A 13,687-nucleotide genomic window follows, 5' to 3' on the forward strand; every position below is an offset into this window, starting at 1 on the left:
AAGGAGTAACATGAATAAGTTCATAAAATTAGCATGTGCTGCGCTGCTGTCTTTTTCTGCATTAGCTGCACAAACAGCTGTAACGCAACTAGATATTTTAAATCTCAAGGCGCAGTCTGAGCATGTATTAACGTCAGGTCAGCCAAATCAAACTGATTTTGCCAAGCTAAAACAACTTGGTGTTGTGAACATTATCAACCTTCGTGGTGATAATGAAACGAATTGGTCTGAGCAGGAGTTAGTCACAGAGCTTGGCATGAACTATTACCATATTCCTGTGCAATCTAAAGCTGATATTACCATTGAAAACGCCACGAAACTTCAGGCCTTACTCAATGAGCACCAACAACAAACCACCTTACTTCACTGCGCGAGCAGCAACCGTGTCGGTGCTCTCGTTGCGCTATACAATGCGGTAACCTTGAAAAAGCCTATTGAAGAAGCTGTCGAGATTGGTAAGCAATGGGGCTTGAAAAGCCTTGAAGGCGTGGTAAGAAGTAAAGTAAACGAAGAACTTGGTCAGCTATAAGCTGACCAACTATGTATTATTTTTGCTTAAGCTAAAGCTGCCATGCATAGCTTAGCTTAGTGAAGAAGGTACGCTGATCACGCTCAAGACTCTTCAACGAATCATCTTGATACCCTTTATCAGAATAGCCTAAATAAAACAGTGTCTGCGAGTTAATTTTGTACGAATACACTAGCTGACTACCATAATCGCGGTTAGTTTGGCTTACATCAAATCGATAAGCTTCATTGTTTCGATCGACATCTTCAAACTGTAAAACGAGTTTCAGCATCGAGCGCATATTAAATTTATAATAAACACGTAGATCCGTTAAGTTTGCAGTATAAACACGCTCATTTTGCTCGTTATCTAGGTAGCTGTAGCTGTGCTCTAATTGAATCTGCCAATGGTCGTTAATATCCCATGTCATCTCAGGTTCAATGCGTACCATAGTACCGAGAGCTGCATTACTGTAATCGATTTTACTGCCATATTGAGCATACAATAAGAAACGAACATCGCGGATGGGTCTAAAACCGCCGTAGATATAGCCTATGTTTTGGTTAAAGAACTCGCCGGCATAAAACTCATTTCGATGAATAAAACCAATTTCTGTTTGCGATTGCATCTTACCTTTAAAGGTAAAATAGCCATCATATTCTTCTTCGAGTAGGTCGCCATTTTGCGCCCATGTTTTATCCCACTCAACATTGTAGCTGTACTCTGTAATAGCATCATCAGCATCACGATACCAGGTTTGCCCACCACCTAATTGTACTTGTTCATAATCAACTTTTGCTTGGTAACCCAAATCTGAACGATAATCTTCGCCAATGTTTTCGTAATTAGCATAGACCTCGTAATCACGCTTAGTTCTTGTAAATTCAATGGCAAAAGCTTGATCAGATTGGTCTTTATCAACGCCATAATAATCCACTAAAAAATCGGGGTTGGTAGTATCTGTGCTTGCTACTTGATACTGCAAACTATCTGATTGATTAAACCAGTAGCTGCCATCTAGAGATAACACCGTATTATGATAATCATCATTTTCACGGTGAGTACTCATCACACCAATTGTGCCTTTTTGGCCAATATCAAACTGATAACGCGCCGCTACTGCTTGCGTTTTATCTGCCAGATTAGCAAAGCCCGAACCTTGATTCGTCGGAAGTAAGACACTGGTATTCTGATCGTCTGCGTACATAAAGCCATAGCTGTGTGCGCCAGTTTTACCCGTTAATTTTAAACCCACGTCAGGTTCAGCAATCATTCGCGTATATAAAAGCTCTAGTTGGCTGGTATTAAAGTAAGAGGCGCCATCTAAAAAGAATGGACGCTTTTCAGCATAATAAATTGAGTAAGTCGTATTTACATCAAGTTCAAGTGAATCTGCCTCGACCTGCGAAAAGTCAGGATTAATGGTGGCATTAATAACCGCATCTTGCGTCACCCCCCAACGTAAGTCCAAGCCCGCTTCAGTATCAATATCGCCATTTTGCCAATCACCCGGCACTGTGTCTTTGGTATCATGGCGAAGCGCAGTTAAGGTTGGCGTAAGCTGAATATTTTGGCTTTCTGTCATGTTGGCAAAGCCTGTAAGTTTATCAAACTGACAAAAGCTACACTTCACATCTCGGTCAAAACCAACGTTCGACATTTGATAATACACATCACGCGGGTAATTACGCCATACTGCAAAACTCCACGTTAACTGGGCTTGATCCTTTGGAAAGCGAAGTGCAGTAAATGGAATACGCATTTCAACCACATAGCCGTCGTCGGTTATTTGCCCGGCACTGTCCCAAATGGCGTCCCATGATGGGTCTTCCGCCCAATCATCGATATCAGTCATGCGCATATCGCCTTGCGCACCAAGAGGGTTTACATAAAACTCATAGCCAGTTCGTTCATCATTGAAGGTATCAATCATCAAGGCAACATTGTCGTCTTGCCAGAGTGTATCGCGGTCTCGAAGGGCGGCACGAATTTGCGAAGGGTCATTATCTTTTGCAATAAAACCAACATACAAGTATTTACCATCTTCATACATGTAAGCATCGGTTTGCACGAGAGGCGTACCTTTTTCAGTTGGTTCATTTTGATATTTTAGTGGCACTTTTGTAGCGTATTGCCAGTGCGATTCATCCATCACACCATCAACGCTAATCGACTCTTTAATATGGGCAAGGGAGAACTCTGCTTTATCAAATGCATTAGCATAAAAAGGCACACTAGCAACACTGAGTAAAAATGTAGGGGCGATTATTTTATTTATTATTCTTTTTAAGTACTGCATAAACATCCATTTAGATACTGACGCGTTAGAAACGCTACTTGACTGATTTCAAAGCGATTGTAATTCAGCAAGGTACATTTGTTAATCTAATTCTCGGTTTTATGTCATAAAATTTAACAAAATACTCCATTTGTACTAATAACAGAGCCAAAAAAAGCCCCATTGCCAAACAGCAATGGGGCTTTTTTATAGAAGCTCTTATCGTTTGTTATCGAAATTCATTACTTTTTAAGGCTTAATTTATTGCCTTTCAAAGATTTGCGAACATTTGCGATACGTGAACGATTCTTCGCACGCGCTTCACCCGTTGCCTGTCCTGAAGCCTTATTTGTACGGCTACGGCGTAAATGCGACGGCTTTTTACCAATTTTATCAATCAGTACTTCACGGCTGCTTACTTCGTAACCTGGTAAAACAACACGCTTGATGCGCTGTCCGATTAGCTTTTCGATATCAAATAAAGTGTTTTCTTCTTCACGGCTGACAAACGAAATAGCTTGACCCGGCTTACCAGCACGACCTGTACGGCCGATACGGTGCACGTAGTCTTCTGCAAGCCAAGGTAGGTCGATGTTGATCACACGTGGTAACCCTTCAATATCAATACCACGGGCAGCCACTTCGGTTGCGACCAGTACGCGAACTTTACCTTCTTTAAACTCGCGCAAAGCGCGGCGACGGTTACCTTGGGTTTTATCACCATGACAAACAACCGCTGGAATACCATCAAGGTTAAGCTCTTTTACAAGCTCATCAGCAGTCTCTTTCATGTTTACGAAAACAAGTACCTGCTGCCAATTTTTCTTACCAATCAATTCAGATAAAAGTTCTTGCTTACGGCGCTCTTCAACCGGATAAACAACGTGTTGCACTGTTTCTGCGGTACTGTTTGTTTGATCGACACGAATGATTTCAGGCTGCTTTAGTACTTTACTCGCAAATTGTTTAATTGCAGCAGGGAAAGTGGCAGAGAACAACAAGATTTGACGCGCTTCATCACAGCTATTTATAACCGTTTGCATATCGCTGATAAAACCCATGTCTAGCATACGGTCAGCTTCATCAAGCACTAAATGCTTAACATTAGCTAAGCTGATGTTACCTAAACGAATATGATCAAGTAAGCGCCCTGGCGTTGCAACCACGATGTCAACACCCGCTTTCAAATCGTTAGCTTGACCCGCTAAATTGATACCACCAAACAAGCACACTGTTTTGAGTTCAGTGTATTTTGCAAACGCTTTAAAATTATTAGCGATTTGTTCAGCTAACTCGCGAGTAGGTGCAAGCACTAATGCACTCGGTGCATTATTTTCACTAACCGCTGATTCTGATAATTTTTGGATAAGTGGTAAAGCAAATGCTGCGGTTTTACCCGTGCCTGTTTGCGCACTAACAAGTACGTCTTTGCCTTTTCTTACCGCAGGAATTGCACTACGTTGAACGGGAGTAAGCGTTTCGAAATTAAGCTCTTCTAATGCCTGTAAAAGCTCAGAAGAAAAACTAAATGATTTAAAATTCATGCTGTATAACCTGCGGCCATCATATCAAGGGTCGCAAATTATACAGAAAAAAATGACTTTAGTTAGTTATAACTTAACTAAAGTGCCTTTTAATGCCACGCCAGCAACAAATGTGCCCGCACCACATTGATATTCTGTTTGGCTGACAAACTCACGCTTCTTGTAATACGACTGAATATTTACAACTGCATTCATGCCTTCACGAACAGCACGCTCTTGTAATGCTTTTAAAGCACTGAGCATTACCCATTCACACGCCTCTCGGTCAGTTTTATTAAATGCGTTGGTTTTCTTGTTGGTGATAACTTCACCATAATTGGTTTTAATGCTGGTATGACTTTGATCAGCAAAATACAGCGGAATATCTAACAGCGCTTGTTTCGCTTTGGTGGTTTCAAGTAGTGCTTGTACAGGTAGCGTTTGTATATCATCACGTGCAAAACTGTTTGTTGAAAACAAACAAGCCGCTAAAACACATGCAAGGGGCAATAACTTCATTTAAAAATTCCTTCTATAAAACTTCCATGCAACACCAAAACCGACCGAAACATTATAATCTTGCTTCACGAGTGGGCTTGCATCTTGTTGACTGTTAGCAAGGTGATGATATTTAACAAAACCACCTAACCAATACTTTGGTGTGTCAAAATGTACCCCAATTGATACATCAGCGCCAGAAAAACCTGAACGACTTGAGTATGCTTGGCGAGTTTCATTGCTATGTAAGTCACTCACTCCATAGTAGTAATCAAGGTATTTATCGCTAGCAAAGTTGATATTGCCACGAAACGCTAATGAAAATTGTGAATCCGCTTTTTCGATGATCGGCACTCGATAATACACACTTGGCCCATAACGCCAGCCAATATCATCAATACCTGAGAAATCTGTCGCAATGGCTTTGCGTGCAAACAGGCTTAAATACAAATGCTGTTTAGCGTTTGGTTCACCTATTAGGTAGTAATTAAGTGAAGGCCCTAATTCAAACACCCAATCTAGATCATCCATACCCTCTCGGGCTTTGTTGTCTTCACTGTCAACTGCAAGACCTAGGTTGGCAGATAAATCTAAATGGAGGTTTTCTTGCTGCCACAAAAAGCCAGTGAAGTTATTGCGGTCGATGGCCATTTTATCGCTTTGATAACGAAAATAAGGCACAGGCAATAGGTATTGCTCACTTTCATCTGAACCTAAATAATGCGGGATATCAGCATAAAAAAGGCCTGCACCGAACTCCATTTTTGCAGTGCCCTTTTCTACACTATCTTCTGCAGCATAAGCATTAAAAGTTAGAATAAATAAAATACTTATGATGCTGCGCTTGATCATGCTTGCCACTTTTTAAAGATTAAAGAGGTATTGATGCCACCAAACGCAAAGTTATTACTCATAATGTAATCTGTTTGCATTTCACGGCCATTGCCCTTGATATAATCTAAATCAGCACACTCAGGATCGACATCCGTTAAATTGATAGTAGGTGCAAACCAACCATCATTCATCATATTGATACTTGCCCATGCTTCAATGGCGCCACACGCTCCTAAGGTATGACCTAAATAGCTTTTTAATGAACTAATAGGTTTCTTGCCAAGGGCATTGAAAGTCGCCAGAGACTCCGCAATATCACCGCGATCTGTTGACGTACCATGAGCATTCACATAGCCAATTTGATCCGCTGTAAGCTGTGCATCATTAAGGGCCATTTCAATAGCCACTTGCATTGTTTCTGCGGTAGGTTGCGTAACATGTTGACCATCTGAGTTACAACCAAAACCAACTAGCTCCGCATAAATGGTCGCTCCACGTGCAAGGGCATGCTCATACTCTTCTAAAATCAGTGTGCCTGCACCTTCACCAATAACCAGACCATCACGATTTTGATCAAATGGTCGTGGCGTGCTTTTCGCAGCATCATTTTTTGTGCTGGTCGCGTACAAGGTGTCAAATACCGCGGCTTCTGTAATGCATAACTCTTCTGCACCACCAGCCACCATGGCTTTTTGACGGCCATACTTAATCGCTTCGTAAGCATAACCAATACCTTGCGACCCCGATGTACAGGCAGAGCTGGTAGTGATCACGCGGCCTTTTAAACCAAAAAAGACACCCACATTCACAGGCGCCGTATGTGCCATCATCTGGATGTAACTGGTGGCCGTTACGCCCGTCATTTCACCGGTTTCCATCATTTTTGCAAAAGCCAGTAATGGTGGCGTTGACCCCGTTGACGAGCCAAAAGCAATCCCTGTAGAACCGTCGGTTAGACTTGGGTGGTCTAATAGCCCAGCTTCTTCTAAAGCAAGCTCTGTAGTACGGGTCGACATCAAAGCAACACGCCCCATTGAGCGAACTTGTTTACGCTTATAATGGCTTGGTTTAGTAAAATGAGTAACTGGTGCCGCTAGTCGAGTGTTTAATTCTGGCGCCACATCCCAATCAGTCATGTACTGAACAGCATTTTCACCTTTTTGCAAAGCGGTTTTAAACTCGCCCCAGGTATCACCTAATGCTGTGATAGCAGACATGCCTGTAACAACAACACGCTTCATTACACCATACCGCCATTCACAGAAATAACTTGGCGGGTGATATACGCGGCGTCATCGGAACACAAGAACGACACAGTGCCAGCTACTTCATTAACAGAACCCATACGTTTTAATGGGATCATTTTTAGCATTTCATCAACCGGTAAATCGTCTGTCATTTCGGTTTCGATTAACCCTGGTGCCACGCAGTTAACGGTGATCTTACGTTTTGCAAGCTCAAGCGAAAGTGCTTTGGTCGCACCAATAATGCCCGCTTTAGCGGCACTGTAGTTAACTTGCCCGCGATTACCAGCAATCCCTGATACTGACGCCATAGTGACAATACGGCCACCTTTACGACCTTGCACCATTGGCATCACCGTTGGATGCACCACATTGTAAAATCCGTCAAGGCCAGTACGGATCACTTTATCCCAATCATCACCTTGCATCGCAGGAAACGCCATATCATTCGTGATACCTGCATTACAGATCACCCCATAATACGCACCGTGCTCGGCAATATCAGCTTCAATTTGTTGTTTAGCAAGTTCTCTATCGCAAACATCAAATTGCAATAAGCTTGCATGACGACCAAGCGCACTAATTTCTTCACAGGTTTGCTCTGCTTCAGCCACGCCACTGCGACAATGAACAGCAATATCAAAGCCATCGTTAGCTAGTCTCAGTGCGATTGCTTTGCCTATACCGCGGCTTGAGCCGGTGACTAAAATACGTTTTGTCATTGATTTTCTCTTATAAACTGCATGGGGTCTTGTGGTTGAAACACATTGATTTTTGCTTCTGCTAAGCATGTTTCATCGCTATGTATTTGACACTCAAATACACTTAACCCTGATTCTTCTTGATATAATTTTGTCACCGAGACTTTAAGCGTTTGCTCGTTTTTAAATACCGGTGCATAGGTTTTATATTTGCGCGTGCCAATTAAAAAACCAATTTGTACTTCATTCCCTTTATCTTTTGCCAGCGCACCCGCATAAGCTGCGATAGTTTGCGCCATATATTCACAGCCAATATAACTGGCAACCCCATTTAAGCTTTCGTCATAAAACGGGCTGTGTGAACTTATATCCACTTCACAACAACCTGACTCTTCGCTGTAACTAGATAAGCGATTGAGCAATATCATTGGTTCACTATGAGGGACTACTTGCTCAATTTTATAGTGATTCATTTAGATGTCCTAGTACTACACTGACATTATTGCCACCAAAGGCAAACGAATTTGATAAACAGGTGTTAATTTCTGCCGTTTCTGGTTGTGTTATTAAACCAATTTCAGCCAATGATTCGTCTTTGATCACCTGATTACATACTAATTGATTAAACTCTGGGTAGGCCAAATAGAGCCAACATAATCCAGCTTCTAAGGCACCTGCAGCGCCTAGGGTATGGCCGGTCAAATGTTTAGAAGAGCTCACTTTAGTATCTTTGCCAAATACCTCACTGATTGCCAGAGATTCCATCGCATCATTTTGCGGTGTGGCTGTTCCATGGGCATTAATGTAGTCGATATCTGAAGGCGTTAAATTCGCGTCTTGCAATGCCATTGTCATCGGCTGCGATTGCGCCAGAACCATCTGCAATCGGAGCTGAAATATGGTGGGCATCGGAGCTTTCACCACCACCTAAAAAAGCAATACTTTGTTTTGTGTGCTGCTCTTTACTCATAACAAATAACGTCGCGGCTTCACCAATATTGATGCCTGACCTGTCGCCGCTAAATGGCTTACAGATTTCATCGCTGATCGAAGATAACGAATCAAAGCCATTGATAGTGAGTTGGCACAAGCTATCTACCCCACCACAAATTACCACATCGGCTAAATCAGCACTGAGTAAGGCACGCGCACTAATAAGCGCCTTGGCACTTGAACTACACGCAGTTGAAATGCTGTAACTTGGCCCCTTCGCGGCGAGTTTTTTAGCAATATAATTGGCGGGTGCAACGAGCGCTTGGTCGTAATAATCAAATTCCTCTGGCCACTTTCCCTTCGCGACGTGGGCTTTTCGGCCTCTCTCACCTTCTTGAATTGCAGCAGTACTGGTACCAATCACCACAGCAATACGGCTACTCGGAATGTCTATGTTTGCTAATGTGTCAGCAATTTGCGCCAGCGCTAAATCGATTAGCTGATAAAATCGCATTGATGCTGTTAATGGCAGTTCATCAACCAAACCCACAAAGGTTGGGCGCTGCTCAAATGCAAGCGACGTCACCTCTGTGAGTGTTTGTTTAGGTTGCAAGCTGATACTTTGCATCGTTTGTTGATGACCAACCCCCAATGCACTAACAATACCTAAGTCGTTAAGCCAAAATGGCATAATCAATTAACCCTTTGAAATTTAATTTTATAATCTCGCTGAAAGTTTACAAGTTCTGTTGCACCGTCTAAATAGCGAATTTCACTAATTAACTGCTCACCCTGATATAAGCGTCGCGTTGAGCCTTGTTCAACCAAGTTCAAGCCATAAAGCTGCGAGTTAAGCACAGTAACCGGCCAGTGTACAAGCATGATATCAGCAAGAATATAGCGAGGATCAACCGCACTGATAGGAAGCATTTTTTCGCTTTTAATTGGCCCTAGTGGCGCTTTTTCTAACTGAAAAATTGGCATACCTTGAGCCGTCATAAGAGCCAAGTTAATACCCGTTTCACTGTTTAAACTCAGTTGCGCTAGTAATGTATGCTGCTCATCGCCATGGCGTACTTCAAGCACTTGCTGCCAATTATCGGCAACTAATGACGGCGGTGGATCAAGCAAATAAATCCCAGCATTTGGCGCTAAATCAACGCCCGTTTTTACTGCAAATTCACTGGCACAACTTGCCACTAATATGCTCAAAGATAAGAGCAAAGAGCGTGTTAGTCGCGACATAATTCAACCAACGTATTTAAGCGTTTGTTGCTTTGTTTTACAAATGGGTTTTGTAAGTCCCATGCATAACCGGCAAGAATAGCACTGATCATCTCGCGCACTTGTTGGTTTTTCTCACTGTAAAAAATCACGTCTTGAAAAGAGCCATCATACCAAGCACTGACGTAGGTTCTAAAGCAATTAACCCCTTGTTGCAAAGGCTCACTGTAATCGTTTTTGAAATCAACTTGCTCACCACGTAAGTAGCTATCAACTAAAGGAGCGACCAATGAGGCGGATTTTAATGCAATCGTCACCCCAGATGAAAATACCGGATCTAAAAACTCACCGGCATTACCAAGTAGTGCAAAATGTTCACCATACAAGCTCGACACATTAGCCGAATAGCCTTTGATAGCACGCGCTTCGCCAATTGCTTCACGATTGGCTAATAACTCACTTAAATAGCTATCTTGTTCAATAAATTCATTTAAACCAGCGAGTGGTTGTTTATCCTCAAGCTGCTCTGGTTTACCAACGACACCAATGCTTGCCGTACCATCACTAAATGGGATCAGCCAATACCAAATATCTTTATGCTCTGGGTGAACGTTAATTAAGATTTTTTCGCGGTCAAACTGTGTATCGCTAATATTATCTTTAAAATGGCTGAAAAAAGCCCAACGTACTGGGAAATTTGATGCTGACTCTAAATCAAGTAAGCGAGGTAATACTCTTCCAAAACCACTGGCATCAAGTACAAAACGCCCTTTAATTTGATAGCGTTGCTGGTTTTCATCCGTAACTTCAAGTAAAGCGCCATCCTCACAATCGGTGAACGCTAACACGCTATGTTGGTAACGTATTTCAGCCCCTTGCTGCATGGCACCATCGGCTAAGCATTTATCAAAGTCAGCACGTTTTACCTGAAAAGTCGTGCCAGGGCCTTCGCTAAATTTCTCAGTAAAATCGATTGTTGTGTGGTCGCCCCGACGCTGAAACGCCGCACCATTTTTAAACTGAAAACCAAGCGATTGTGCCTGTGTTTGCACCGCTTGCTCAAGGCCTGCTTCTGCTAAAAAGCTCATGCACTGGGGTAATAAACTTTCACCAATCGAAAAACGCGGAAAGGTTTGCTGCTCTAACACCACCACATGCCAACCTTTTTTCACCAGTAAACTGGCAGCCACGGCACCTGAAGGGCCCGCACCAATAATAACAACATCAGCCTGTTGAACTTGATTATTCACCTATTATTTTTCCTTATTTTTAGGTAATGCAATACTAAGCGGCGCAAAGATATAGATACAAACTAGCCCCACTAATACCGTTAATCCGAAACTGAAAATGGCCGGCGTTTTCGAAACGGCCAACATGCCAAATACCCACATCGATGATGCCGCTGACAAACTAATTGCGAGTACATTGCTCGGGCTTAAATTATTAACCTGATAAAACACCAAGTAATCGATTGCCAACGCTAATATCAATAAACAGCCTAACAAATTAAAAATCGATAGCTGAGATTGCAGCGCACTGCATAGTAGCAGTACAGCTGCGGTAGTTAGTACAAGTACTAACGTTTGCTTACACGCCGTTTTAAAACCAAATTTAACGCTAAAGAGTAGTAACGCAAAGGTCATCGCAATGGCCAGTGTCACCAGTAACGAATTTGAGTAATGACTTAAACCTTCGCTTATCATCGCGACTTTATCGTAAACAATTAAATCTGGGTAAGCGTTGGTTAAATCCATCAGCTCGGTTTTATTTACACCCGTTACCATAAACCAGCTTGCGGTTAGTGTATTGTTTGAGATCACTTGGTTAGCGATTAACGGCGCTAACGGAGAATTAAGCGCCGCGTTTAAATCAAGCATTGGTGTTGAGAGCTCAACGGGCATCCCTGTCATTTGGCTAACCACACTCATCGCTTGCTGGGCCGAATGCATTTGCGCATAGTTTTGCTGTTGTAATTGTTTACTAGGCACTAAGTCACTAAGCATCAAGACACGGCCATTAAGACCGCGAATAGTTGCTTTTAATGCTTCTTGTTGTACTAATAACTGCTGCGCATTATCGGCAAATAAAATCATGATTTGGCCATTATCCTTACCTAATAAAGACATATGCAAAGCTTCGTTTTGCATTAAGTCAGCAGGACTTGCATTTAACAGCTTTACATCATCATTAATCACAGGGGGTTTTAGTAAAGCAAAGGCACTTAATAGCACTAACATCAGCATACTGAGTGCGACGCGGTAATGCGTTAAGCGTTTTAAATAACCACTTAACATGTTTGCTAACTGATGCGCAGCAGTGTTAATGGTTAATCCTGTTTGCCAATAAGGCAATAAGATACGTGTACAGAGCCAAGCTGTAACTAGCCCTGCAACAACAAACACGCCCACTTGACTGAGTAACTGCACCGGTGAGAAAAACAAACTCGCGTAACCGAGTGTGGTGGTTAGTAACGACAACAAAAGCGCCAGTTTGAGCCCTTGGCTAAAACCTTGTGGCTGCTCAGTTAAATCAAGCATGCCATGAAATGCATAATCAATGGCAATACCAATCAGTGTCACGGCAAACACCATGGTTAATACATGGATTTGACTAAAAATACAGATCAGCGCAATGGTGCCGCCAATAGCGGCGCTTATCACGGTTACAGAGGCCAGCCACAATGCATTTATCGAGCGAAACACCCACACCACTATCACAATAAGCGCCAGCAAGCTCACCGAACCAAACAAGGTCATTTCAAATTTGGCTTGCTGCGCATTTGCTGCGGTGTGAAATAAAGCACCAGCATAACGAATTTGTGTATCGGGATAGCGGCTTTCAAGCTCAGCGATATAGGCAACAATCTCATTGCTTAAAGCTATTGATTGATTTATTGAAAAGGCATTGTCAGCACTTTGCACGAATAACATTAAATACTCATCACCTTGATAGTTAATGTTAATTCGGCCATCTTGCAGCTCAAATTGCTGCATGTGTGCCATAGCCTCAGATAAGAACCCCGCTGTGGCAAGTGAAGGGTCTTGGTTGATAGTACTTGAAACAAAAGGATCAGCGACTTTACTCAATTGGCTAAAGTAATACTGTTGAAAGCGATTAGCATCGCCAATCGCTTGCTTATATTCCTCGGAAACTAAATGCCCTGCGTACTGACCGTAAAATGCTGCCAACTGGGATATTTCTGGTAACTTAAAACGAGGCTCAATATGTTTACTCGCCAGCCACTGTTCTAAATTATCATAAGCTTTTACTGCATTTTCACCACGAAAAGAAAAGCTCAACTGCTGTTTATTAGCCGCAAAAAAGTGTTCTTCGACTTGCTGTAAACGCGGTTCTGACTTTGGCAACAAAGCCAAAATATCATTATTCAACGTAGGCTGTTTTAGAATAAAAACAACCACTAAGGCGCTAACTAATAGGCTCAGCCAAGCGAGCGTTAGGCCCCATGCTTTCACTGTTTTTGCTCATTGTGAGGATACGCAAAGCGTAATACCGTAAAGTTACCATTTGCTTCTTGAAGACGCACACGGCTCACTTGCTCTGCTGCTACACATAATTCGAACTGACTAAATAGCTGTTTTAGCAAGTCATCTTTAGGCAATAAAGTCTGACAACCGGGCTCTGCATGATCTGTCATCGTAAATTGCTCAGCAAGTGCCACTTCATCATGCTTTAAAATTGCTTGCAGTAAATTAACGTAAGGCTCCGCGCCTTTTTGTAGTTGCGGCTCATCTTGAGCGTTAAGGGTATATACTTGCCCTTGCTTGATTAATAGCGTGCTTTTAACCGGAGATTCAACCTGCCAAGTGAGGCCATCTTCAGCAAGTTCAAACGAACCTGTTGATATAAAAGGTTTACTAAATCCTTTAAAATGCTTCTCTTGGCTAAATGTGCCTTGCTCTGTCACTGCGTTTGATGCAAACACA

The 13,687-nt window shown here is 42.4% G+C and carries 14 protein-coding genes; 1 reads left to right on the forward strand and 13 read right to left on the reverse strand.

Annotation, left to right across the window (positions count from 1 at the left end; all coding sequences use genetic code 11):
- Positions 1–10 precede the first annotated feature (10 nt).
- Positions 11–529 carry a protein tyrosine phosphatase family protein gene (locus P4S60_RS19415; RefSeq protein WP_337117158.1) on the forward strand — a complete coding sequence of 173 codons (519 nt, stop codon included), beginning with the start codon at positions 11–13 and terminating at the stop codon, positions 527–529.
- 31 nt (positions 530–560) lie between these two features.
- Here P4S60_RS19415 and P4S60_RS19420 read toward each other — a convergent pair whose 3' ends face one another.
- The 13 genes from P4S60_RS19420 to P4S60_RS19480 form a co-directional block, all read right to left on the reverse strand.
- Positions 561–2,807 (reverse strand): carbohydrate binding family 9 domain-containing protein, encoded by a 2,247-nt coding sequence (locus P4S60_RS19420; protein WP_337117159.1) that lies wholly within the window; start codon positions 2,805–2,807, stop codon positions 561–563.
- Between the two features lie 221 nt (positions 2,808–3,028).
- A complete protein-coding gene (locus tag P4S60_RS19425) occupies positions 3,029–4,330 on the reverse strand; it encodes a DEAD/DEAH box helicase (RefSeq protein ID WP_063707657.1) in 1,302 nt (433 codons plus the stop codon).
- 66 nt (positions 4,331–4,396) lie between these two features.
- On the reverse strand, positions 4,397–4,828 hold the full coding sequence (locus tag P4S60_RS19430) for a hypothetical protein (protein WP_063707659.1): 432 nt from the start codon (positions 4,826–4,828) through the stop codon (positions 4,397–4,399).
- Positions 4,829–5,659: a MipA/OmpV family protein gene (locus P4S60_RS19435; RefSeq protein WP_337117160.1), complete on the reverse strand. Its 831-nt coding sequence runs from the start codon at positions 5,657–5,659 to the stop codon at positions 4,829–4,831.
- Positions 5,656–6,882, reverse strand: coding sequence for a beta-ketoacyl-ACP synthase (locus P4S60_RS19440; protein WP_063707664.1), 1,227 nt, complete (start codon positions 6,880–6,882; stop codon positions 5,656–5,658). Before P4S60_RS19440 ends, P4S60_RS19435 begins: the two co-directional genes overlap by 4 nt.
- Entirely contained in the window at positions 6,882–7,607 is a 726-nt protein-coding gene (fabG, locus tag P4S60_RS19445) for a 3-oxoacyl-ACP reductase FabG (protein ID WP_063707666.1), read from the reverse strand. The genes P4S60_RS19440 and fabG overlap by 1 nt, the downstream gene beginning before the upstream one ends.
- Positions 7,604–8,059 (reverse strand): ApeP family dehydratase, encoded by a 456-nt coding sequence (locus tag P4S60_RS19450; protein ID WP_063707668.1) that lies wholly within the window; start codon positions 8,057–8,059, stop codon positions 7,604–7,606. Before P4S60_RS19450 ends, fabG begins: the two co-directional genes overlap by 4 nt.
- Complete coding sequence (locus P4S60_RS19455; RefSeq protein ID WP_337117162.1) at positions 8,046–8,435, reverse strand: hypothetical protein; 390 nt, start codon at positions 8,433–8,435, stop codon at positions 8,046–8,048. The genes P4S60_RS19450 and P4S60_RS19455 overlap by 14 nt, the downstream gene beginning before the upstream one ends.
- Positions 8,386–9,210: a beta-ketoacyl synthase N-terminal-like domain-containing protein gene (locus P4S60_RS19460; protein WP_337117163.1), complete on the reverse strand. Its 825-nt coding sequence runs from the start codon at positions 9,208–9,210 to the stop codon at positions 8,386–8,388. Before P4S60_RS19460 ends, P4S60_RS19455 begins: the two co-directional genes overlap by 50 nt.
- Before the next feature lie 2 nt (positions 9,211–9,212).
- A complete protein-coding gene (locus tag P4S60_RS19465) occupies positions 9,213–9,764 on the reverse strand; it encodes a DUF3261 domain-containing protein (RefSeq protein WP_337117164.1) in 552 nt (183 codons plus the stop codon).
- Entirely contained in the window at positions 9,752–10,993 is a 1,242-nt protein-coding gene (locus P4S60_RS19470; protein ID WP_337117165.1) for an NAD(P)/FAD-dependent oxidoreductase, read from the reverse strand. Before P4S60_RS19470 ends, P4S60_RS19465 begins: the two co-directional genes overlap by 13 nt.
- A 3-nt stretch (positions 10,994–10,996) precedes the next feature.
- Positions 10,997–13,216: an MMPL family transporter gene (locus P4S60_RS19475; RefSeq protein ID WP_337117166.1), complete on the reverse strand. Its 2,220-nt coding sequence runs from the start codon at positions 13,214–13,216 to the stop codon at positions 10,997–10,999.
- Entirely contained in the window at positions 13,213–13,686 is a 474-nt protein-coding gene (locus tag P4S60_RS19480) for a LolA family protein (protein ID WP_337117167.1), read from the reverse strand. The genes P4S60_RS19475 and P4S60_RS19480 overlap by 4 nt, the downstream gene beginning before the upstream one ends.
- Position 13,687 lies beyond the last annotated feature (1 nt).

This window comes from Pseudoalteromonas sp. Hal040, assembly GCF_037162425.1.
GTDB lineage: Bacteria > Pseudomonadota > Gammaproteobacteria > Enterobacterales > Alteromonadaceae > Pseudoalteromonas > Pseudoalteromonas gelatinilytica.

What these genes read in the sequence shown, in the direction of transcription:
- P4S60_RS19415 (WP_337117158.1), top strand. Translation starts at nt 11, where the DNA reads ATGAATAAGTTCATAAAATTAGCATGTGCTGCGCTGCTGTCTTTTTCT.
- P4S60_RS19420 (WP_337117159.1), bottom strand. Translation starts at nt 2,807, where the DNA reads ATGCAGTACTTAAAAAGAATAATAAATAAAATAATCGCCCCTACATTT.
- P4S60_RS19425 (WP_063707657.1), bottom strand. Translation starts at nt 4,330, where the DNA reads ATGAATTTTAAATCATTTAGTTTTTCTTCTGAGCTTTTACAGGCATTA.
- P4S60_RS19430 (WP_063707659.1), bottom strand. Translation starts at nt 4,828, where the DNA reads ATGAAGTTATTGCCCCTTGCATGTGTTTTAGCGGCTTGTTTGTTTTCA.
- P4S60_RS19435 (WP_337117160.1), bottom strand. Translation starts at nt 5,659, where the DNA reads ATGATCAAGCGCAGCATCATAAGTATTTTATTTATTCTAACTTTTAAT.
- P4S60_RS19440 (WP_063707664.1), bottom strand. Translation starts at nt 6,882, where the DNA reads ATGAAGCGTGTTGTTGTTACAGGCATGTCTGCTATCACAGCATTAGGT.
- fabG (WP_063707666.1), bottom strand. Translation starts at nt 7,607, where the DNA reads ATGACAAAACGTATTTTAGTCACCGGCTCAAGCCGCGGTATAGGCAAA.
- P4S60_RS19450 (WP_063707668.1), bottom strand. Translation starts at nt 8,059, where the DNA reads ATGAATCACTATAAAATTGAGCAAGTAGTCCCTCATAGTGAACCAATG.
- P4S60_RS19455 (WP_337117162.1), bottom strand. Translation starts at nt 8,435, where the DNA reads ATGGCATTGCAAGACGCGAATTTAACGCCTTCAGATATCGACTACATT.
- P4S60_RS19460 (WP_337117163.1), bottom strand. Translation starts at nt 9,210, where the DNA reads ATGCCATTTTGGCTTAACGACTTAGGTATTGTTAGTGCATTGGGGGTT.
- P4S60_RS19465 (WP_337117164.1), bottom strand. Translation starts at nt 9,764, where the DNA reads ATGTCGCGACTAACACGCTCTTTGCTCTTATCTTTGAGCATATTAGTG.